At 58.3% G+C, this 20,624-nt stretch carries 19 protein-coding genes; 13 read left to right on the top strand and 6 right to left on the bottom strand.

Annotation, left to right across the window (positions count from 1 at the left end):
• Position 1 precedes the first annotated feature (1 nt).
• The 4 genes from ACFC20_RS15570 (at position 2) to ACFC20_RS15555 (ending at position 7,857) form a co-directional block, all read left to right on the top strand.
• Positions 2 to 940 carry an alpha-E domain-containing protein gene (locus tag ACFC20_RS15570; RefSeq protein WP_375193801.1) on the top strand — a complete coding sequence of 313 codons (939 nt, stop codon included), beginning with the start codon at positions 2 to 4 and terminating at the stop codon, positions 938 to 940.
• A 44-nt stretch (positions 941 to 984) separates the two neighbouring features.
• Complete coding sequence (locus ACFC20_RS15565) at positions 985 to 4,293, top strand: DUF2126 domain-containing protein (RefSeq protein ID WP_375193800.1); 3,309 nt, start codon at positions 985 to 987, stop codon at positions 4,291 to 4,293.
• Positions 4,294 to 4,391: 98 nt separating this feature from the next.
• A complete protein-coding gene (locus ACFC20_RS15560; protein ID WP_375193799.1) occupies positions 4,392 to 6,893 on the top strand; it encodes a circularly permuted type 2 ATP-grasp protein in 2,502 nt (833 codons plus the stop codon).
• A gap of 10 nt (positions 6,894 to 6,903) precedes the next feature.
• A complete protein-coding gene (locus tag ACFC20_RS15555; protein ID WP_375183250.1) occupies positions 6,904 to 7,857 on the top strand; it encodes a transglutaminase N-terminal domain-containing protein in 954 nt (317 codons plus the stop codon).
• On the opposite strand, the gene ACFC20_RS15550 is transcribed toward ACFC20_RS15555, so the two are convergent.
• Positions 7,815 to 8,768, bottom strand: a complete 954-nt coding sequence (locus ACFC20_RS15550; RefSeq protein WP_375183249.1) for an alpha/beta hydrolase — start codon at positions 8,766 to 8,768, stop codon at positions 7,815 to 7,817. The genes ACFC20_RS15555 and ACFC20_RS15550 overlap by 43 nt on opposite strands.
• A gap of 109 nt (positions 8,769 to 8,877) precedes the next feature.
• Between ACFC20_RS15550 and ACFC20_RS15545 the strand changes: the two genes are divergently transcribed.
• The 4 genes from ACFC20_RS15545 (at position 8,878) to ACFC20_RS15530 (ending at position 11,831) form a co-directional block, all read left to right on the top strand.
• Positions 8,878 to 9,879, top strand: a complete 1,002-nt coding sequence (locus ACFC20_RS15545; RefSeq protein WP_375183248.1) for a GlxA family transcriptional regulator — start codon at positions 8,878 to 8,880, stop codon at positions 9,877 to 9,879.
• Positions 9,880 to 9,999: 120 nt separating this feature from the next.
• Positions 10,000 to 10,623: a MarC family protein gene (locus tag ACFC20_RS15540; RefSeq protein WP_091989000.1), complete on the top strand. Its 624-nt coding sequence runs from the start codon at positions 10,000 to 10,002 to the stop codon at positions 10,621 to 10,623.
• 34 nt (positions 10,624 to 10,657) lie between these two features.
• Positions 10,658 to 11,233 carry a gamma-glutamylcyclotransferase gene (locus tag ACFC20_RS15535; protein ID WP_375183247.1) on the top strand — a complete coding sequence of 192 codons (576 nt, stop codon included), beginning with the start codon at positions 10,658 to 10,660 and terminating at the stop codon, positions 11,231 to 11,233.
• 148 nt (positions 11,234 to 11,381) lie between these two features.
• On the top strand, positions 11,382 to 11,831 hold the full coding sequence (locus ACFC20_RS15530; RefSeq protein WP_375193798.1) for a hypothetical protein: 450 nt from the start codon (positions 11,382 to 11,384) through the stop codon (positions 11,829 to 11,831).
• A 156-nt stretch (positions 11,832 to 11,987) separates the two neighbouring features.
• On the opposite strand, the gene ACFC20_RS15525 is transcribed toward ACFC20_RS15530, so the two are convergent.
• From ACFC20_RS15525 to ACFC20_RS15510, 4 genes are all read right to left on the bottom strand, one after another.
• Positions 11,988 to 12,227, bottom strand: a complete 240-nt coding sequence (locus tag ACFC20_RS15525) for a type II toxin-antitoxin system ParD family antitoxin (RefSeq protein ID WP_375193797.1) — start codon at positions 12,225 to 12,227, stop codon at positions 11,988 to 11,990.
• A 254-nt stretch (positions 12,228 to 12,481) separates the two neighbouring features.
• Positions 12,482 to 12,883 (bottom strand): GFA family protein, encoded by a 402-nt coding sequence (locus ACFC20_RS15520; RefSeq protein ID WP_375193796.1) that lies wholly within the window; start codon positions 12,881 to 12,883, stop codon positions 12,482 to 12,484.
• An 8-nt stretch (positions 12,884 to 12,891) separates the two neighbouring features.
• Positions 12,892 to 13,272, bottom strand: coding sequence for a hypothetical protein (locus ACFC20_RS15515; RefSeq protein WP_375193795.1), 381 nt, complete (start codon positions 13,270 to 13,272; stop codon positions 12,892 to 12,894).
• A gap of 14 nt (positions 13,273 to 13,286) precedes the next feature.
• Positions 13,287 to 13,877 carry an NAD(P)H-dependent oxidoreductase gene (locus tag ACFC20_RS15510; RefSeq protein WP_375193794.1) on the bottom strand — a complete coding sequence of 197 codons (591 nt, stop codon included), beginning with the start codon at positions 13,875 to 13,877 and terminating at the stop codon, positions 13,287 to 13,289.
• 120 nt (positions 13,878 to 13,997) lie between these two features.
• Here ACFC20_RS15510 and ACFC20_RS15505 point away from each other — a divergent pair, with 120 nt between their 5' ends.
• On the top strand, positions 13,998 to 14,357 hold the full coding sequence (locus ACFC20_RS15505) for a winged helix-turn-helix transcriptional regulator (protein WP_375193793.1): 360 nt from the start codon (positions 13,998 to 14,000) through the stop codon (positions 14,355 to 14,357).
• A gap of 150 nt (positions 14,358 to 14,507) precedes the next feature.
• Here ACFC20_RS15505 and ACFC20_RS15500 read toward each other — a convergent pair whose 3' ends face one another.
• Positions 14,508 to 15,455 (bottom strand): LysR family transcriptional regulator, encoded by a 948-nt coding sequence (locus ACFC20_RS15500; protein ID WP_375193792.1) that lies wholly within the window; start codon positions 15,453 to 15,455, stop codon positions 14,508 to 14,510.
• Positions 15,456 to 15,502: 47 nt separating this feature from the next.
• Here ACFC20_RS15500 and ACFC20_RS15495 point away from each other — a divergent pair, with 47 nt between their 5' ends.
• The 4 genes from ACFC20_RS15495 to ACFC20_RS15480 form a co-directional block, all read left to right on the top strand.
• The gene (locus tag ACFC20_RS15495; protein ID WP_375193791.1) at positions 15,503 to 16,486 is read left to right on the top strand and encodes an aldo/keto reductase; all 984 of its coding nucleotides are present in this window, start codon (positions 15,503 to 15,505) and stop codon (positions 16,484 to 16,486) included.
• Positions 16,483 to 16,863: a carboxymuconolactone decarboxylase family protein gene (locus ACFC20_RS15490; RefSeq protein ID WP_375193790.1), complete on the top strand. Its 381-nt coding sequence runs from the start codon at positions 16,483 to 16,485 to the stop codon at positions 16,861 to 16,863. Before ACFC20_RS15495 ends, ACFC20_RS15490 begins: the two co-directional genes overlap by 4 nt.
• A 568-nt stretch (positions 16,864 to 17,431) precedes the next feature.
• The gene (locus tag ACFC20_RS15485) at positions 17,432 to 19,846 is read left to right on the top strand and encodes an AAA family ATPase (RefSeq protein WP_375193789.1); all 2,415 of its coding nucleotides are present in this window, start codon (positions 17,432 to 17,434) and stop codon (positions 19,844 to 19,846) included.
• A 97-nt stretch (positions 19,847 to 19,943) separates the two neighbouring features.
• On the top strand, positions 19,944 to 20,624 hold a 681-nt coding region (locus tag ACFC20_RS15480), incomplete at its 3' end, for an IS1380 family transposase (protein WP_375193788.1).

Raw genomic sequence — 20,624 nt, 5'->3', positions numbered from 1 at the left:
TGTGCTGTCACGTGTAGCAGAACGACTGTACTGGATGGCCCGATACCTGGAACGGGCCGAGAACAACGCCCGGATGATCATGGCCTTCAATTCCATGGCCCTGGACATGCCCCGGGAAACCCAGCTGTCCTGGAGGGGACTGGTGGCCGTGACCGGCATGGGCGCGGTGTTCGATGAGCACTATCAAAGGGCCGATGAGCGCAACTGCGTGAAGTTCCTGGTGGCTGATAACTACAACCCCAGTTCCATCGCCTCCTGCATCAAGGCCGCCCGGGAGAACGTTCGCACCACCCGCGATCAGGTGCCCACCGACGCCTGGGAGGTCATCAACGAGCTGTATCGCTATATCCAGGACAACCTGGACCAGGGCGTTGGCAAGCGGGCGCGCTACGATTTCCTCACCGAAATCGTCGGCCGTTGCCAGATGCTCAACGGTCTGCTGGCCGGCTGTATGAGCCACGACATCGGCTACGATTTCATCCGGGTGGGGCGCAACCTGGAGCGGGCCGATATGGCCACACGCCAGATCGAGGTGGGCGCCCTGCAGTTCCTCGACGGTTGGGACGGCAGCGAGGCTTACGGCGGCGTGATGTGGACCAGCGTGCTGCGCTACCAGAGTGCCTTCCAGATGTACCGCCACAATGTTCGGCGCAAGGTGAGCGGACCGCTGGTGGTTCGCTTCCTGTTGCAGAACGAGCCGTTTCCAAGGTCGGTGCTGCACAGCCTCAGTGAGGTGGCCAGTGCCCTTGAACGATTGCCAAGGAACGAGATCCCCCTGCGCACGGCGCTGCAGGCAGTGCGGCATACACGAGAGGCGGATGTGGATGCGCTCATCCGCAAGGAGGGCGGAATTCTGTTCCTGGAGAACCTGCAGCTGGAGATTGGCGAACTCCACGAGGACATTGTCGAGACCTGGTTCCCGGTCTACGAGGCAGCCTGAGGCCGTCTGAACATACCTTTCCGAGTGATTGAAAGAGAGCCACCATGTCGATTCACGTAGCCCTGAGTCATACCACCCATTACCGCTACGAGCGGCCCGTCACCCTCGGGCCCCAGGTGGTTCGTCTGCGGCCGTGTCCCCACGCCCGCACCCGGGTGCTGAGTTATTCCCTGAGGGTCGAACCCGAGGGGCATTTCATCAACTGGCAGCAGGACCCCCAGTCCAACTACCTGGCCCGCCTGGTGTTCCCGGAGAAAACACCGGAGCTGAAGATCGTGGTGGACCTGGTGGCCGAGATGGCGGTGATCAATCCGTTCGATTTCTTTCTGGAGCCCCGGGCCGAAACCATTCCGTTCAGCTACGAGGACTGGCAAACGGTGGAGCTGGCGCCCTACCTGCACAAGCTCCCGGAAACCCCCGAATTCCGGAAGTGGATGGCGTCCATAGACCGATCGGAAACCCCCAGCGTGGATTTCCTGGTGGGCCTGAACCAGCGCCTGTCCCAGCGGGTGGATTACCTGATCCGCATGGAACCGGGCGTTCAGACGCCGGAAGAAACCCTGAAGAAAGGCTCCGGTTCCTGCCGGGATTCCGCCTGGCTACTCGTGCAGACGCTCCGGTACCTGGGCCTGGCCGCCCGGTTTGTCTCCGGCTACCTGATCCAGCTGAAGGCCGACCAGAAAGCCCTGGACGGGCCCTCGGGCGCCGAAGTCGACTTCACCGACCTGCACGCCTGGGCTGAGGTGTTCCTGCCCGGCGCCGGCTGGGTGGGCCTGGACCCCACCTCCGGCCTGTTCGCCGGGGAGGGGCACATTCCCCTGGCCTGCAGCCCCGAGCCGTCCTCCGCGGCGCCCATCACCGGCATGGTGGAAGACTGCGAGGTGGAATTCGAGCACCGGATGAGCGTGGAGCGCATCTGGGAAGCCCCCCGGGTCACCAAGCCCTACACCGAGGAGCAGTGGCAGCAGGTGGTGGCGCTCGGCCATCAGGTGGACAGCCGCCTGCGGGAACTGGATGTGCGCCTGACCCAGGGCGGTGAGCCCACCTTTGTGGCCAACCACGACCGCGACGAGCCCGAGTGGAACACCGAGGCCATGGGCCCCACCAAACGCCTGAAGGCCATCGACCTGTACCACCGCATGCGCAACCGCTACGGCGCCGGCGGGCTGGTGCATTTCGGGCAGGGCAAGTGGTACCCCGGCGAGCCCCTGCCGCGCTGGTCCCTGAACTGCTTCTGGCGCCGGGACGGCGAGGCCATCTGGCAGGACGAACGCTGGCTGGCGGACGAACGCAAGCCCGGCCGGGCCACGGCGGAATCGGCCCGGCAGTTTGTCGAAGCGCTGACACGGCAACTGGGGGTGGACGCCGGGCAGGTGTTTCCCGCGTTCGAGGACGCCTTCTATTACCTCTGGCGGGAGCGGCGGCTGCCGGTGAACGTGGATCCCTTTGATTCCAAGCTGGATAACGCCCTGGAGCGCAAGCAGCTGCAGCAGATCTTCAGTCGCGGGCTGGACCAACCGGTGGGTTATGTACTGCCGCTCAAGCGCGGCGAAGATAACGACAACTGGCAGACCGGCCCCTGGTTCCTGCGCAGCGAGCGTTGCTATCTGATTCCCGGCGGCTCCCCCATGGGCTACCGCCTGCCCCTGGACAGCCAGCCCTGGGTGGCCGAGGCCGACTATCCGTGGATCCACGAGCCGGATCCCTTCGCGCCGCGTGGGTCATTGCCGCGCAACGAGGACATCCTGCAGTGGAACCTGCGCGGACGCTCGGGCGATGTCGAGATGGCGGCAGCTGAGCCGAAAAAAGGCGAATCGGCCACCGACATTGTGCGTACCGCCCTGTGCGTGGAACCCAGGGACGGCATTCTGCGGATTTTCATGCCGCCGCTGGCGGATCTGGAGCCCTACCTGGCGCTGGTGGCCGCCATCGAGAAAACCGCCGCCGAACTGGCGCAGCCGGTGCTTCTGGAAGGCTACGAGCCGCCCACGGATCGCCGCCTGAACCACTTCCGGGTAACGCCGGACCCGGGGGTGATCGAGGTCAACGTGCAGCCGGTGGACACCTGGGATGAGCTGGTGGAGCAGACCGAGTCGCTCTATGCCGATGCCTACGAATGCCGCCTGACCAGTGAGAAGTTCATGCTCGATGGCCGGCACACGGGCACCGGCGGTGGCAACCACTTCGTGCTTGGTTCGCGCTCCGCCGAGGATTCACCCTTCCTGCGTCGGCCGGACCTGTTGCGCAGTCTGGTCAGTTACTGGCACAACCACCCGAGCCTGTCCTATCTGTTCTCCGGGCTGTTCATCGGGCCCAGTTCCCAGGCGCCCCGCATTGATGAGGCCCGCAACGACCATGTGTTCGAGCTGGAACTGGCCTTCCAGGAAATGGACCGGGTCTGTCCCATCGGCAAGAAAGTGGCGCCCTGGATGGTGGATCGCCTGCTGCGGGATCTGCTCACGGATGTGACCGGCAACACCCACCGGGCCGAGTTCTGTATCGACAAGCTGTATTCGCCCGATGGCCCGGGCGGGCGCCACGGGCTGCTGGAATTGCGGGCTTTCGAGATGCCCCCCCATGCTCGCATGAGCCTGACCCAGCAACTGCTGCTGCGGGCTCTGGTGGCCCGCTTCTGGGAAGAGCCGTACCGGCCCTCGCGGCTGGTGCGCTGGGGCACCGAGCTGCACGACCGGTTCCTGCTGCCCCATTACGTCTGGCAGGATTTCGAGGATGTGATTGCCGACATGCAGGGCCGGGGTTACCCGCTGGAGCGCGAGTGGTTTGCGCCGCACTTTGAATTCCGGTTCCCAAGGATCGGGGACTACGCGGTGCAGGGCATTGCCCTGGAGCTGCGCACCGCCCTCGAGCCCTGGCATGTGACCGGCGAACACGGCGCCATTGGCGGCACTGCGCGCTACGTGGATTCGTCACTGGAGCGCCTGCAGGTGAAGGTTCGGGGCGCCGCGCCAGACCGCTACCAGGTGACCTGCAACCAGGTACCGCTGCCGCTGCAGCCCACGGGCAAGGTGGGCGAATTCGTGGCCGGCGTACGTTACCGGGCCTGGCAGCCGCCCCAGTGCATGCACCCCACTATCGGCGTGGATGGGCCCCTCGTCTTTGATCTGGTGGATACCTGGAACGAGCACAGCCTGGGGGGATGTCAGTACCACGTTACCCATCCGGGCGGCCGGAACTTCGAGACCCTGCCGGTGAACTCCTTCGAGGCGGAAGGCCGTCGCATGGCCCGCTTCTTCCGGATCGGCCACAGTGACGGCCGGCAGCCCCGGCGGCCGGTCCCGGAGCACCGGGAGTTTCCGTTTACCCTGGACCTGCGCTATCACAACGGGGAGTGAATCGGGGGGAGGATTGTGCGGATACTGAGGTGCTGGCTCCACGGGTGGCAAAGCGGCTATGCTTCTAGCTCACTGAACCAACGGAGCCCGACCTCAAGGTGGCCAAGCAGCGCGCAGTAACGGACATCCTCCACCAGTATCACCCGGTGCCCGACCGGTTTGATGAACTGGGCTCCCGGGGCGGCCCCGGCAGCCACTGGCGTCCGCTTTTGCAGCAACTGAACGGCGAGTCGCTCGAGGGCCTCAACCAGAGGGCCCAGACGGTGTCCACGGCCATTGCCGAAGACGGCGTTACCTACAACGTCTACGAGGATCCCCGTGGTGTCACCCGGCCCTGGGAAGTGGACCTGCTGCCCCTGGTGCTCGGTGCGGATGAATGGCACGGCCTGTCCCGGGCGGTGGCCCAGCGTGCCGAGTTGCTGGATCGGGTTCTTGCTGATCTGTACGGAAACCAGTCGCTGCTGAAAGAGGGCCTGCTGCCCCCCGCCCTGGTCTACGGCCAGTCGGGCTTCCAGTGGCCGTGCCAGGGCATTCGCCCCGCTGGCGGCCGGTTCCTGCATCTGTATGCACTTGATCTTGGCCGGGCACCGGATGGCAGTTGGTGGGTGATGGCCGATCGCACCCAGGCGCCTTCAGGGGCGGGCTATGCGCTGCAGAACCGGCTGGTGATCTCCCGGGCGTTTCCGGCGCCCTTCCACAACCTGCCAGCTACCAACCTCGCCTCCTTTTTCCAGGCCTTCCAGAATGGCCTGGCCACTATGTCGCCGGCGGGCGACGAACGGCCCCTGTGCGTGTTGCTGACGCCGGGCCGGTTCAACGAAACCTACTTCGAACATGTGTTCCTGGCCCGCTATCTCGGCCTGCCGCTGGTGGAGGGCCAAGACCTGACCGTGCGCGACGACACCGTCTACCTGAAAACCCTCCAGGGACTGCGGCGAGTGCACGCCATCTACCGCCGGCTCGACGACGGCTTCTGTGACCCGCTGGAACTGCGGGCCGACTCGGTGCTGGGCATTCCCGGCCTGCTCGGGGCCGTCCGGGCGGGCAAGGTGCTGATGGCCAATGCCCTGGGCTCCGGCGTGCTGGAAAGCGCCGCGCTGTTTGGCTTTCTGCCGGAGATTTCCAAGAAACTGCTGGGTGAGCCCCTGGCCATGCCGTCGGTGGCTTCCTGGTGGTGTGGCGAGAAGCCGGCCCTGGATTACGTGATTGAGCACCTGGATGAGCTGGTGGTGAAACCCGCCTTTGGCAGCATGCGCATGGAGCCGGTGTTTGGCTACAAGCTCAAAGGCGCCGACCGGGATGCCCTGATCCGGAAAATGCACGCCCATCCCCACGCGTTCGTGGGCCAGGAACTGGTGCATCTCTCCCAGGCGCCGGTATGGCGCGGCCAGCCGGATCGGCCGCTGGCCACCCGATCCATCGGCCTGCGACTGTTCGCCGCCGCCACCCCTGGCGGCTGGCAGGTAATGCCTGGTGGCCTGACCCGGGTTGCCGCCGATGAAGGGGTGGAGGTTATTTCCATGCAGCGGGGCGGGTTGTCGAAGGACACCTGGGTGCAGGCCCGGGGTACCGCCAGTTCCACCTCGCTGCTCAAGAAGCGGTTGCAGGTATCAGACCTGCTTGATGGCGAACGGGATACCCCCTCACGGGTGGGCGAGAACCTGTTCTGGATGGGCCGGCATTCGGAGCGGGCCGAGGGCACCGCCCGCCTGCTCAGGGCCGCGTTCAACCGGCTGTCCGGCCACGACCAGGCCGGCGAGGAAGCGCTGCTGGGACTGCAGCAGGCGGCCATCCAGTTTGGCACCCTGCTGGAACCAGACGAGGACGCCGAGCCGGAACCGTTGCCCAAAGCGCTGCTTCGGGCCGTCAGCGATCTCAAGCTGCCCGGTTCCATCGCCTCCATTCTGCAGGGCCTGCTGTTCAACGCCAGCCAGGTGCGGGACCGGCTGTCGGCCGACAACTGGCACACCCTGAACCGGGTTGGCCGGCCCCTGACACCGGCGCCGAGAACGCCGGACCAGGCGGTTCGGGCCCTGAATCTGGTGCTGCTGGATTGCATTTCACTGGCCGGCTTTGCCATGGACGACATCACCCGCGACACCAGCTGGGGATTCCTGGTGATCGGCCGTCGTCTCGAGCGCCTGGCCAACCTGTGTACGCTGATCTGCGTGCCGCTGTTCAGTGACCGCTTCAGCCGGAACGCCATGCTGGAATGGCTGCTGGAAGTGGCCAACTCCGAGGTGACCTACCGCACCCGGTACCGTCGCACGCCGGAACTCCTGGGGGTTCTGCATACCCTGGTGATGGACGCCAGCAACCCTCATTCGGTGATGTTCCAGGTGCGGCAGCTGCAGAAGGATTTGCCCGAAATGGGCCGGAAGACGGGTCAGCTGTTCCCGCCGGACCTCGGCGACTGCCTGCAACGGTTGCGGGCGGTGGACCTTCACGAGTTCGAGCGCAAGCGGCCGGACAGGGCCTGTGAGGCGCTCGCCGAAACGCTTTACGCGGTGCGTGACGAGGTCTATCGTGTATCCGATGAAATCCAGCGCCAGTATTTCATCCATACCCGGTATTCGAACCGGTCCGTGACACCGGATTGAGGCCTCAGCCATGACGTTCGTTCGCTACCATGTGCGCCATGAGACCCTGTACCGGTACGACCAGGTGGTGGGCGAATCTCACCACCTGCTGCGGCTGACGCCCCGACCAATGCCCTGGCAGCGCAATCTGGAACACCATCTGGCCATCGATCCCGACCCTTCGGTGCGGCGCTCCTTCCTCGACAGCTTCGGCAACCGGATCACCGCCATTCATTTCACCGAAGAACACGAGTACCTGGAAATCATCAGTGAGTTCTGGGTGGAGTTGCGGGCTCGCCCGAAACCGGCCGGCGAGGCGCTGAAAGTCACCTGGGAGGCGGTGCGCGATGCCCTCCGCTACCGGGCAGACCGACCCTTCACCCCCGAGTTTCTGGAGGCGGCGGCGTTCCGGTTTGTCTCGCCCAACGTTCCGATTGATTCCCAGTACGCGGCCTACGCCAGCGCCGCTTTCCGGCCGGACCGGCCGCTGGTGGAGGCCGCCGACGAACTGATGCGGATGATCCACCGGGATTTCAGCTTCGACCCCACCGCCACCGAGACCTCGACGCCGGTGGAGCAGGCGTTCAAAGCCCGGCGGGGGGTGTGCCAGGACTTCTCCCAGATCATGATCGCCTGTCTGCGGTCACTGGGGCTGTCGGCCCGCTACATCAGCGGTTATATCCTCACCCATCCACCGGCGGGCAAGGAACGGCTGGTGGGGGCCGATGCCACCCACGCCTGGGTGGCACTGTTCGTGCCGGGATTTGGTTGGCTGGAGCTGGACCCCACCAACGCGGTGCGGCCGGATCTGGAGCACATCACCCTTGGCTGGGGCCGGGATTTCTCCGACGTTACCCCCTTGCGAGGGGTGCTTCTGGGCGGCGGCGAACACGAGCCGGAGATCGCCGTCACCGTGGTACCGGAGGCAGAGTTCGGATCGCTCTACACCGAGGGCGATACCTTCTTGGAGGAGCTTTCGTCCTGACCGCGCTGGCGCTCTGAGGGCGCGCCCAGATCGGTCAGCACCCGGTCGATTACCAGCGGGCTCCACAGAATGCGGTGATGGCCCAGGCCGCTGGTGCGAAGCAGTCCCGCGTTCTGCCATTGCGCCGCCACCCGCTCGCTCTCCTCCGGTGCGATCGACGCGTCGTCATGGTCGATGACAATCAGACCTCTCTGGGTCAGGGATCGGGCAAGGGCCTGCAGGTCGAATTGTTGCCAAACGCTTGCCCCGAACCGCTCCTCCATCAGTTGCAGATGAACAGCCAGCACCTCCGGGCTCAGGGCCAGCTGCCGTCCCAGGCTGTGCATGACCCCGCGCAGTCCGGACGGTGGCGCCAGTAGCGCCAGATACTCCGCATCCAGCCCGTCCTGAATGGCCCTGGCAGCCGCCAGTGCACCCATGGAATGGGCCATCACGCCGTGCACGCCACCAACGCTGGCGGCCACGCTACGCAGGACATCCGCCATCTCGAATAGATCGGTACTCTCGCCCTGGGCGCGGCCATGGGCCGGCGCATCGTAGAGCACCACGCGATAACCCGCCGCTACCAGTGGTGCCACCCAGGCGCCGAACTGTATGCCCGCGCCGGACCAGCCGTGCACGCCGAGAATAGTCGGCCCCTGGCCCCAGGTGTACACCGGGATGGTGCGGGTACCGTGCTGCAACTGGGTATAGCTGTCGGCGGTGTCGAACAGGTGTTCATAGCGGCCCGGTGCGGGCAGCCGGGAGGGCCGGAAGGCCATCCGGTGCACCAAACGACCCGCTTTCACCGGCGACAGCCGACCATAAAGGCGCAGGGCCAGCTGTGTGGTGGATAACACCCGATTGCGGCGTCCCTTCACCTGTGCGGCGGGAGCGATAACCGGGGATTGCACGTTCAGTTTCGAAGTCATGGCACACCTCCTTGTCCTGGTGTGGTGATTGACCGTTTCAGGTTAGGGCTTGTCACTGTCAAGAAGGAGTGTCATATTTGACATATAAAGTGCGAAAAGGGCCATTGCCATGATGAACGTTGCCGTTGTTGCCTTGCCCAACTGTCACGCCTCGGGGGTGCACGGTGTGATGGATTTCTTCACCGTGGCCAACTACTGCGCGCAGGTACCCGGTTCCCGGGATTCAGCGCCGTTCAACGCCCAGGTGGTGACCGTGGATGACCAGCCGGTGCGGGGCTACAGCGGCGCCGTGGTGACGCCCACCGTCCCGCGCGCTGAGTTCCAGCCGGACCTGATAGTGGTGGGGTCCTCGGTGGAGGCGGCCGTCAGCCTCGCTGCGCTCGACCGCACGCTGGCACCGGCGATTCCGCTTCATGGCTGGCTGCACCAGGCCTTTGACCGGGGCGTGGTACTGGCCAGTGTCTGCACCGGCAGTTTTGTGCTCGCCGACGCGGGCCTGCTCGATGATCGGGTGGCCACCACGCACTGGCGGGCGGCGCACCTGTTCCGGGCCCGTTACCCGCATATCCGCCTGGAGGAGGACCAGTTGCTGGTAGACAGCGGCCAGATCATCTGCGCGGGCGGTGCAACGGCGTTTGTCGATCTTTGCCTCTATCTGGTCGAGCGGTTTGCCTCGCCGTCGGTGGCACTGGCCTGCAGCAAGATGCTGGTGCTGGACGGTCGTCGTGTGGAACAGACGCCCTATATGGCCTTCTACAGCCAGAAGGCCCACAGTGATGACGCCATTCGCCGGGCCCAGGCCTGGCTTGAGCAGCACTTCGCAGAACCGGTCAGCATCGACGATGTCGCCGCCGTGGCCGGCCTGGGCACCCGAACCTTCAAGCGGCGGTTCAAGGAGGCCACCGGTGAGACACCCATCGGCTACCTCCAGCACCTGCGGATCGAGGCGGCCAAGCACCGGCTGGAATCGAGCCGGGAGCAGACCGCCCGGATTATCTGGGGCGTGGGGTATGAGGACGCCAGTTCCTTCCGGCGGCTGTTCAAGCGCACCGTAGGCTGTACCATGGAGCAGTATCGCCGGCGTTTCAGTTACGTTACTCCGGCGGCGTAACGGCAACGGCATCGCGGGGGCAGGGCCTGCGCGAGCCAGTCATAGGTTGTCTTCCTTACGGCAAACCGGTCGGCGGCAGGCTATGCTTGCGGGCTTTTGTGAAACCCTGGACCACCCGGAATGATTGACACGTTTTTCTCCACCTACCTCAGCAGCACCATCCGCTTCCTGTTTCTGTTGGCCCCGTTCTTCGTGGTCACCATGTTCCTGGCGTTGACCCGGGGCCTGCCCGCGCCGGAGAAGTCGTCGATCATCCGTCGGGCCTGCGTGTCCGCCTTCGTGCTTGGCCTGGTGCTGTTCTTCGCCGGGCCGCTGCTGTTCAGTGCCATCGGCATTACTCTCAACTCCTTCCGGATCGGTGCCGGCAGCCTGCTGTTCCTCACCGCCATCAGCCTGGTCACCAGCGGCACCCGCAACCACGCCACCGGCCTGCCCGAGGAGGATCGTGACGACATCGCCGTGGTGCCCCTGGCCATTCCGGTGATGATTGGCCCGGCCACTATCGGTGCGATTCTGGTCTACGGCGCCGAGCTCAAGTCCTTTGCCGAGGTAACCGGTGGCCTGCTGGGCCTGGTCTCCGGCCTGTTGATCCTGGCGGTTCTGCTGCACTTGTCCGGCTACCTGGAGCGGGCGCTGGGCAAGACCGGGCTGAACATTCTCTCCAAGATCAGCGGCCTGATCCTCTCCGCCATGGCGGCGGAAATCGTGCTGACCGGCATTGCCGGCTTTATTGCCTCCACCTAAAGTAGGCCTGTCCGGGTTCCGTGCAGAGAATGTGATGTCCGCAAACACCATTGAACACAACCGCAACCGCTACAATTTCGCCGGCGTGGAGTCGGTGTGGCTGTTCGGCTACGGCTCGCTGATCTACAAGGTGGATTTTCCGTTCCTGGAGCAGCGCCCGGCGTCCATTCGTGGCTGGGAGCGGCGCTTCTGGCAGGGTTCCCACGATCATCGGGGCACGCCGGAGCAGCCAGGTCGGGTGGTCACCCTGATCGAAAAACCGGGCGCGGTGTGCAAGGGCATGGCCTTCCGGGTGTCGCCCAATGTGTTTGAGCACCTGGATGTGCGAGAGAAAAACGGTTACCTGCGCCTGAGCACCACGCTCACCTTCGACGATGGCAGCCACGCCGAGGGCCTGGTGTACATTGCCACCGAGGATAACGAAGCGTTTCTGGGCCACGCCCCGGACGCCGACATTGCCCGCCAGATTGCCGCGGCCTCGGGGCCGAGCGGCCCCAACGCCGAGTACCTGCTGCGCCTAGCCGACTCCCTCCGAGCCCTCGGTGCCGACTGCCCCCACACCTTTGCCCTGGAAGCGCATCTGCGATCTGCCCACTCCGGCGACAGCTGAACGTCAAGCTGGCCCCGTCCCACGTAAAAATCCTGCAAAGCCGCGCCCCGGGCGCTGACAACCGCCGCCGGTTCGATAATCTGGCTCAAGAGGCATTCGGCATGGGACCGGATGCGGACTCTGTCCCTGGAAAAACCGGAGGATAATCATGAAGCGATTACTGATTGGAAGCCTGGTCACCGCGTTGCTGACGCTGTCTGCCCCCACCATGGCCGATGAGCGGCGCAGTGTTGGCTGGCAGAACCCCGGCGGGCAGGGGTTGGCGGTGCCACCTGGCCACCAGAAACACCTGCTGCCGGCCCATTACCGCGGCGATTCCCGCGACCGTTACGACCACCGGCGAGGCCATGACCGCCACCACAAATGGAAGCACGGGCACCGCAAGCATCATGGCGGCTACCGCAAACGGGACGACAGGAGGGAGTGGCACGGGCATCGGGACCGGCACGATCGGTACGACCGGCACCGTTACGGCTACAAGCACCCGGGCGGTCATTACCGAATCCGGCTGGGCTACGGCGACAACCTGCCGCCCGAGGCCCGCATTGGCCGCATTATTCACGACACTCACGTGCTGATCGAATCGAATCGGCGTTGAGCTCTGGGCTCTGGAGCCTGGGTGTCGCAGGTGATTAATGACCAGCGGCGCCTCTGTCTGAGGCTGCCGCTGAACTACAGACAAAGCCACGAAAATTTGGCTGTTATTGGGGTTGTGAGTCAGGTGTCGCCTTTCTGGGAGGCCTGAAATGTGGCATCAGCGCCCTTCGTTATCCAGTTCACGAATAAACGAGTCATAGGAGTAGTCTTCAAAACCACTGTCCTCGCCGTCCTTGAGCAGCTTACGAAGTGCGGTCAGACGTGTTTCAGACTCTTCAAGCAGGCGTAACGCTGCACGAACTACCTCGCTGGTTGAGCTGTATCGGCCACTTTTGAGCTGTTCTGCAATGAACGCATCAAAATGTTGACCCAGAGTGATGCTGGTGTTCTTTTGCATGGTGCCACCTCACCCGTACCAATAATTGGTATATGCTGGTTCAGCTGGGATGGCAATGCAATCCACGCGACAAGAGCGTGCTCACAGGCGTTATCTCATCATCTCAATGTCTGCTATGCGACCGTTCCGAGCTAAACAAAAGCGAACGTTCAGAGCTTGAAAGGCTGCCCGAAATCCAGCCGCCTGTGTGCATCTCGGTAGGCTGTTCTCCGATTATCCTTTAACCCGACATGGTTGGCTGGAATACCCCGTTTTCATCGCTTCGGCAGCGGATCATCAATGTTGATGATTCTGCGATCGTAGAAGAAATGACTGCTGGGCTGGTAGCTCTCCGGAAGGGTATGGTCGTGAGTTTTCAGCACCAACAGTTGTGAGATCAGCTTCCAGCCCATGGCGTTGGTGTTGTACAGCACTTCTCCGCAATCGCTGCAAAACACCCGCGTCATGCGTTTGGTGGGGTGCTGAAAGGTTTTCACCGATTTCGCCCCCCGGGTAATCTCCACCTGCTCTGCCTCCCACGCCAAAACAGAGTGGTAGGGTACCTGAAGCAGGTCCCGGCAGTCTTCGCAGTGGCAGTAACCGTGAACTTTGGGAGTGCCGGTCATGGTGACTTCCACCGCGCCGCAATCGCAGTGGACGGCGTGTTGCTCTGTCATGGTTTTCCTCACGGTTTGTTTTCCACGATGATCGCAATCACCGTGTTGTCGCCAACGTTTGTGACCCGTTGGGTCCAGGCCTCGTGCCAAATGACATGGCCGTCTGGCACTTCGGCCTCCAAGGTATCGCCGTTGACAGTTTCAATGCTCAATTGGCCGCCCTGTTGGAAATATACGGTCTCATCGTGGTGCCGATGCATGGCGTCGGATTCACCGGGCTCCAGCACCATTTTCAGCACCAGAACCTGATCGTTTTCCTTTAACGCGGTGTAATAGTCGGGCGATGCGATATGGGCAGCCTGATGAGGCTCCTCCTCTGCGGTAACTAAACCGATCACTGACACGAGCGTTGCTAACAGCAGCAGTCTCGGGTGTGTTTTGAGTGGCATTATCGGCCCCTGACTTATCCCGGAATGTGGGCTTCGAGGTGTTGGGAAAAACGCTGAAAGTCGTTTTCTACCTGCGGGTTTTTCATCACGTCGTAGCAGGCGAAGGTTTCCAGCGGTTCCATGGCAAAGAATCGGAAGTTCATGTGCATGGGGAACAGCAGGTCGTCCACGCTTTTGCCCCGGAACAGGTATTCGTTCGGATCGTCGAAAGCTTCCTTTGGTGCGTTGAAGGTCAGCGAGATTAAATACTTTTTACCCGCCAGCGTGCCGCCTGTGCCGTAATTCGCCTTGGGCGCATCTTCTGTGCGGCCATCGCCGTTGCACAGGGCACCACCCATGCCTGCGGTGTACACCTCGTCCATGTATTTCTTGAACGTCCAGGGCACTCCCATCCAGTTGACCGGGGTCTGCAAAATCACGATGTCTGCCCATTGGTGGTTTTCCAGTTCTTGGTCCACTTCCCAGCCTTTGTCCACCTCCACGATTCGAGTCTGATGACCCTTGGCTGTCAGCAGTTCGTCGGCCATCTGCACCAGGGTGCCGTTGAGTTTGCCCTCGGCAAAGGGGTAGTGGTGATGGGCATTAATGATGAGGATGTTGCTCATTGGGCCTCCGATCTGATCAGTTGGTAGGTTACTTGTTCGTTGCAGGTATACTATGGTGACCTGTATTCTGTGATCAATTAGTATACTTTTAGTAACCTGCTTTTTATTGAAGGTGTAATCATGGGAAGCCATGTGGAAACAGACGCTCAAGGCCGAAAAACCGCGATCAATGTCTGCCTCGAACCCTGCGCCATTGAGCGCGGCATGCGCATCATCGGAGGCAAGTGGACGGGTTCGATCATCTTTCACCTGAAAGACGGCCCTGTGCGCTTCAATGATCTGGCTCGCATGCTCGGCGGCGCCAGCAAGAAAATGATTGATCAACGGCTGAAGGAGTTGGAGGCCCGAAAGATGGTGGTGCGGAAAGTGATCAACGACCGGCCAGTGGCGGTGACCTACGAGCTGACGGACTTTGGGCGCAGCGCATTGAAGATTCTGGATGAGTTGCGGGTGTGGTCAGAAGAACACAACATCAAGTAACTGACCTGACAAAGCGCGATGAATTCTTGGATTGTGAATGTCCGCTTTGCGACCCCAGCGAAGAGCTCGAATTAGCAGTGCAACTGAAACAGAGATGCTTACAGGTGGACCCATTACCCGACTGTGGGTAGCTACGACCGGCTTTGAGTTCTAGTAATTGCTTAAACGGTGGGCATTTTGCTCTACGAGGTGAACAAGAAAATCTGCGACCGCTCGTATTCTTCTAGATTTGGTCAAGTCCGACTGTATAACCAGATAAATTGGTTGGTCGATTCCAAGGTCAGATTGTTCGCAGATCAAGCCAGCATTGGTAGCAACTAAGTGGGGCAATACCGCTAATCCTAAACCTGCCTTTGTGGCTGATATCTGCGAAGCAAGAGAAGTGGTAGTCATCACAGGCTCGCGCCCGCGCAGAATCCTTTCGACCCATTGTGCCGCAGGAAGATCAGCCTGCCTATCATTCCAGGTAATGAAATCAGCCCCATCAAAGGGGGCAGAATCGGGGTCAGAGCTCGCCTTGGGCGAATAACCGGGCCCCCGATATAGGCCATATCCTAAAATGCCAAGACGGCGCAGTGTCACGTTGCCGCGTTCTGGTCTCACCATTCTTAAAGCAAGATCCGCATCGCGACGGTGCAAGTTGAGAGTGTGGATATCCGTTATTAATTCAATTGTGACACCGGGATATTGCTCATGAAACGCCGGCAGAGCTGGCACAATCAGCTCATTCGCGAGGTTTTCGGCAGTGGCTAGTCGTACTTTGCCAGTTGGCTGCGCCTGGCCTGAATTTCCGTAAGAAAAAGCGGCTGCAGCTGTCTCCATCGCCTCGGCTCTATCGACCATGCCGGCGCCCTCTTCGGTCAGCAGATAGCCTGACTGCTGCCGGATAAATAGTGGCATTCCTAGCGCTTTTTCAAGCCGCTCAATCCGACGTGATAGCGTTGCAATGCCAAGGTTAAGGTCTAAGGCAGCCCCACTCAGCGTTCCCCGACGCGCAACGGCCAGAAACGCACGGGTATCATCCCAGACCCACTCTTGGTACTCGGCTTGTTTTCCGTTTTCAGAAACCAGGTTTCCATTATCTGCTCTTTTTTCCATAAACGGATAATGACACTCTGTTTTCTTTCAAAGCAAGGAGACATCCAATGCAACAGCGAACACTAGGAGCAGACTTTCTTACTTCAGCTATCGGTCTGGGATGCATGGGAATGAGCGAATTCTACGGCCCCAGAGAGGATTCCGAGTCCCTGCGCGTCTTGGCGCGCGCAGTCGAGCTAGGTATCAACTTTCTCGACACCGCCGATATGTATGGGCCGCATCATAATGAAGAACTCATCGGTCGATTCCTCGCGGATCAAAAGCCGAACCTCAAGATAGCCACCAAGTTTGGCATCGTTCGCAATCCCGGCGAATACTCACGAAGCCTGAACAACTCCGCCGCTTATGCCAAAGAGGCTTGTGAGGCGTCGTTGCGTCGGCTGGGCGTTGAGCAAATCGATCTCTACTACGTTCACCGGGTCAACCCTGAACAGCCGATTGAAGAAACCATTGAAGGCATTTCCAGGCTCGTCAAGGAGGGAAAAATTGCCCGAATTGGATTGTGTGAAGTCAGCGCTGAAACACTGCGTCGGGCTCATACAGTGCACCCAATTACGGCGGTGCAGACCGAGTACTCACTCTGGACACGTGATGTAGAGCGAGATGTGCTCCCAACCTGCCGCGAATTGGGCGTTGGTTTTGTGCCCTATTCCCCGCTGGGGCGTGGATTTCTGACGGGGCGTTTCCAAAGCACGCAAGACTTCAGTGCTGAGGATATTAGAAACAATCTGCCCAGGTTTGAGTCGGATGCCATCAAAGCGAATAGTCGGATCGCGGAGACCATAGCGAGAATGGCTGAACGAAAAGGCTGTAGTTCAGCTCAGCTATGCCTGGCCTGGCTTTTATCGAAAGGGCCGGACATCGTGCCAATTCCTGGCACGAAACAACTGCGCTATCTTGAAGAGAATGCGGCAGCTGCAACCATCGATCTCACTTCGGAAGAACAAGAAGAGCTTGAAGCGTCCACTGCTCGTCTATCGGTGATTGGTGAAAGATACACGCCTGAGGGAATGAAAGGAGTCAACGCATGAACAATGAGAACTCTGATCGTCGAAAGAAAGCTCTGGATCTGCTGGAATTACTGGAATCCGGAGCGCCGGCGCGTGTTTCCCAAAATATTGATGAGTTTCATCCCGAAGCGCTTGAGATACTACTTGGTTTTGCATTCCACGATGTGGTTTCGAGAGACGGAATTGAGCTACGAACACGCGAAATGCTTACTGTGGCCATGCTTGCTGCAATGGGAACGGCGCAATCTCAGCTCGAATTTCATATGCGAGCAGCACTTAATACAGGAGTGTGTCGTGAGGAGCTGGTTGAGATAGTTCTACAGGTTTCTGTGTATGCCGGAATTCCGGCGGCAATGAATGCTATGACGGCCGCGAAATCCGCCCTCCGTTCATGCTGACTTGAAAGCCGCCAGTGACGAGGGTTTTGTGCAGTACAGTTGGTCATTCTGTGGCGCTGTGCCATGCTTTTATTGGCCATCTGTACCTCTACAATGGACTTCCCCCGGTATGCATGACACACCCCAGCCTCGAACGGAGGCCATTTCAAGGGCATTGATCGAACCTCCTGAATGTTCGCTTTGCGACCGTGCATCCCCTGAACTCAGCTAAACAAAAGCGGACATTCAGATCTAGCCCTCGGTGCCTGTTTGTGAGCCTCCCTGACTTGCGGAGATCAGCGACAGTTGTCGCAAAACTTCGGCGACTGAATTCTACAGGGCTTACAAGCCTATGAGATTTATGAAATAGTGATACGGGGTAATCTTGGAGAATCGGACATTGAAATGGCGCAAAATCGACAATCTACGAATATCTCGATGCAAAGTTTCCAGAGATGAACTCGTAAGTCTCTGATAATCAGTTGTAAAAAGGGTGTTTTATGCCTTTTCCCGTCGAGGGATATACGCATGCGGGATGTACGTCATTTTTCGTTGAATTAGCTGTTAGGCATCTTCAAAAAGGATATGCATGAGCGGACACATTAAAAAAATAGACTCAATAAAAGGTGTGGCTGTCTACGATGATTTTCAATGGTCATCATCCGTGCGAGATACAGGGAATAATATCGCAGAATTTAAAAGCCTAAATATCCTGTATGGACGCAATTACTCTGGAAAAACAACGCTTTCTCGAATCATTCGAGCTTTAGAAACTGGTTACATCTCAGAGAAATATAGTTCGCCCGAGTTTCGGGTGTCTTTTGATGGTGGTAGCACTGCAACGCAAAATTCACTAAGTAATCATGGTCAAGTCGTTCGGGTATTCAATGAGGACTTTGTCCGGGACAATCTGCGTTTCATTGTTGATGATGAACAGACCATCAATTCCTTCGCTATATTAGGGGAAGACAATACAAAGCTTGAGGAAGAAATCGAGAGACATGAAACCGAACTTGGCAACGAAGAGATCAAGTCTGGACTCATTGGAGAGTTGCTCGGTGCTGAGGAGAGTTTCAAAAAAGCCCGAAAAGACCATGGCGACAAGTCGTCAGAATTGGAAGGGAAATTACGTGATAAAGCCAATAAATCAGACACTGGAATCAAACATAATAAAACGTTTGGTGATGCCAACTACAATGTTTCTAAAATAAAGACAGACATCTCGACTGTTACCAAAGACACGTACTCTCCGCTTACTGATGGGCAAGTAGGCAAGTTTCATGACCTCCTCAGAGAAGAACCCAAACCGGAAATCCCTGAATCAACGACTTTCAATCTCCAATACTCTGTAATCGCTTCAAAGGCTGAAGAATTAATCGAAAAAAAGATTCAGGCATCTGAACCAATTCAGGAGTTGCTAAACGATGCTGCTCTGGCAACGTGGGTACGGACTGGTCGGGGCCACCATCAACATAAAAGAGATAAGTGCGCATTTTGCGGCAGCGACCTACCTGAAGATTTGTGGCAGAAACTGGATAAGCATTTTAATCAGGAGTCTGAAGCACTTCGTCAAGCACTGGAAACCCTGCTTGGGTCAATTGAAGGTGAGCGATCCAGAGTTCCTAATTTACTGAAAGTAAAAAACTCGGATTTCTACTCTAACTACACAGCCGACTTGGATTCGCTGACAGAACACTGGTCGACCCTATCAACGTCTTACATTGATAGACTGGATTCGATAAAAGAACAGATCGAAAGACGAAGAGATGATGTTTTTACACCTCTTGAATTCAATACACCTGAGTCGGTTGAAAAAGATTTGAATGCGGTCAGGAACTTGTATGAGAAACTCAGAAACGAATCCAACAAGCTTACAGCTTCACTAAGCTCTGACCAATATGAAGCTCGTGCAGCTTTACGCCTCCATGAGGTTTTTACATTCATAACCGATATAAAGTATAAAGAAGAGAATACAGCCATTGAGTCACTGAATGAGGCTATGGGCTTAGCGAAGGATGCTAGAAACTCGGCAAAAGAAAAAGTTGATAAAAAACGAGAAAAAATAGCTGAACTAAAGGCTCAGCTTAAAGATGAAAGCAAGGGCGCTGACCGTGTAAATGATTATTTAAATAATTTCTTCGGCCATCAGAATCTTTCACTCAAGGCTATTGAAGCGATCCCCGGGGATTCATCATCTGGGTACCGATTTGAGGTAACCAGAAATGACAAAAAAGCATTCCACTTAAGTGAAGGCGAATGTAGTTTGATAGCCTTCTGTTATTTCATGGCTAAACTTGATGACATAGAAACTAAAGGCAACCAGCCGATCATTTGGATCGACGACCCTATCTCCAGCTTGGATGCAAATCATATATTTTTCGTTTATAGCCTTATTAATGCTGAGATTGTAACGCCAGAGAAATATAAAGATGGTGGTGAAATAAAAGAGCGTGATCGTTTTAAACAGTTATTTATTTCAACCCACAACTTGGATTTTTTGAAGTATCTGAAGCGACTGCCCGGAGCTTTGAATAAAAATAAGTCTCAATATTTTGTGATTACTCGAACAGATCAAATCAGTGATATTACGCTGATGCCTCGATACCTGAAGGACTACGTCACAGAGTTCAATTTTCTGTTTCACCAAATTTATAAGTGTGCCCATGCCCAAGTAGATGGTGATGAGAATCATGATTGCTACTACAACTTCGGTAACAATGCGCGGAAGTTTCTAGAGGCCTTTTTGTACTACAAGTACCCAAATGCAGTAGAAAAAGATGACAAATTGGCGCGCTTTTTCGGTGATGATGCATTGGCTGCGTCGTTAACTGATCGCATCAATAATGAATTCTCCCATTTGGCGGGTGTCTTTGAGAGAAGTGTTTTGCCCATTGATGTTCCTGAGATGAAGACAACGGCGAGTTTTATATTACGAAAAATTGAAGAAAAAGATCCAGATCAATATTCAGCGTTACTCCAAAGTATTGGGGTAGAATATGCCTAACCCGAATTTCTCATAAGGGGATAAAAGAAAGCGGCTGAAAGTGCTATGATTTCAAGAACCTAACCAATCCACCAAGCACTAACAGCCGCTATCCAAAATGGTACCTGAAAAACTGACCTTCTCGCCACTTTCCCGCCGTCAAATTGAAGCCGATTTTTCCGGCGGCCACATCACGTCCGATGCCGGATTGCTTTTACTTCGCGAAGTCGACAAACAGCACCGTCTGACTCAACGTCTGGCTTCAACTCTCAATGACCCGCGGAACCCGGAATTGGTTCGCCACAAACTGGAAACCATGACCCGACAGCGGGTGTTCGGCGTAGCGGCCGGGTACGAAGACCTGAACGATCACGAGGCACTCCGTTTTGATCAGGCCCTTCAGACCGCTATGGGTGAGGATGCCATCCTGGCGGGCAAATCCACTCTGTGCCGGATGGAGCAGCGCGTGGACCGGCAGTCGGTGATCGACGCCCATGAACTGCTTTGGCATCACTTCATTGAGCAGCATGACGAACCACCGAAGGAGATCGTGCTGGATTTTGATGGCACCGATGTGCCAGTGCATGGCGACCAGCCCGGCAAGTTCTTCAATGCCTACTACGATCACCACTGTTACTTCCCCTTGTATGTGTTCTGTGGCCGTCACTTGTTAGTCAGTTACCTACGCACCAGCAACCGAAGCGACAGTCGCCACAGCTGGGCCATTCTGGCTCTTCTGGTTCGCTTCATTCGTCAGTACTGGCCTGACACCCGCATTGTGTTCCGGGGTGACAGTGGC

Source organism: Marinobacter sp. (assembly GCF_041984545.1).
Classification (GTDB): Bacteria; Pseudomonadota; Gammaproteobacteria; order Pseudomonadales; family Oleiphilaceae; genus Marinobacter.
Note: the sequence above shows the minus strand (reverse complement) of the source record. Positions and strands in the feature narration are given on the sequence as shown.

Bases quoted from the DNA above. Each gene is read 5' to 3' on its own strand.
- ACFC20_RS15565 (WP_375193800.1), top strand. From the start codon at position 985: ATGTCGATTCACGTAGCCCTGAGTCATACCACCCATTACCGCTACGAG.
- ACFC20_RS15555 (WP_375183250.1), top strand. From the start codon at position 6,904: ATGACGTTCGTTCGCTACCATGTGCGCCATGAGACCCTGTACCGGTAC.
- ACFC20_RS15550 (WP_375183249.1), bottom strand. From the start codon at position 8,768: ATGACTTCGAAACTGAACGTGCAATCCCCGGTTATCGCTCCCGCCGCA.
- ACFC20_RS15545 (WP_375183248.1), top strand. From the start codon at position 8,878: ATGATGAACGTTGCCGTTGTTGCCTTGCCCAACTGTCACGCCTCGGGG.
- ACFC20_RS15540 (WP_091989000.1), top strand. From the start codon at position 10,000: ATGATTGACACGTTTTTCTCCACCTACCTCAGCAGCACCATCCGCTTC.
- ACFC20_RS15535 (WP_375183247.1), top strand. From the start codon at position 10,658: ATGTCCGCAAACACCATTGAACACAACCGCAACCGCTACAATTTCGCC.
- ACFC20_RS15530 (WP_375193798.1), top strand. From the start codon at position 11,382: ATGAAGCGATTACTGATTGGAAGCCTGGTCACCGCGTTGCTGACGCTG.
- ACFC20_RS15525 (WP_375193797.1), bottom strand. From the start codon at position 12,227: ATGCAAAAGAACACCAGCATCACTCTGGGTCAACATTTTGATGCGTTC.
- ACFC20_RS15520 (WP_375193796.1), bottom strand. From the start codon at position 12,883: ATGACAGAGCAACACGCCGTCCACTGCGATTGCGGCGCGGTGGAAGTC.
- ACFC20_RS15515 (WP_375193795.1), bottom strand. From the start codon at position 13,272: ATGCCACTCAAAACACACCCGAGACTGCTGCTGTTAGCAACGCTCGTG.
- ACFC20_RS15510 (WP_375193794.1), bottom strand. From the start codon at position 13,877: ATGAGCAACATCCTCATCATTAATGCCCATCACCACTACCCCTTTGCC.
- ACFC20_RS15505 (WP_375193793.1), top strand. From the start codon at position 13,998: ATGGGAAGCCATGTGGAAACAGACGCTCAAGGCCGAAAAACCGCGATC.
- ACFC20_RS15500 (WP_375193792.1), bottom strand. From the start codon at position 15,455: ATGGAAAAAAGAGCAGATAATGGAAACCTGGTTTCTGAAAACGGAAAA.
- ACFC20_RS15495 (WP_375193791.1), top strand. From the start codon at position 15,503: ATGCAACAGCGAACACTAGGAGCAGACTTTCTTACTTCAGCTATCGGT.
- ACFC20_RS15490 (WP_375193790.1), top strand. From the start codon at position 16,483: ATGAACAATGAGAACTCTGATCGTCGAAAGAAAGCTCTGGATCTGCTG.
- ACFC20_RS15485 (WP_375193789.1), top strand. From the start codon at position 17,432: ATGAGCGGACACATTAAAAAAATAGACTCAATAAAAGGTGTGGCTGTC.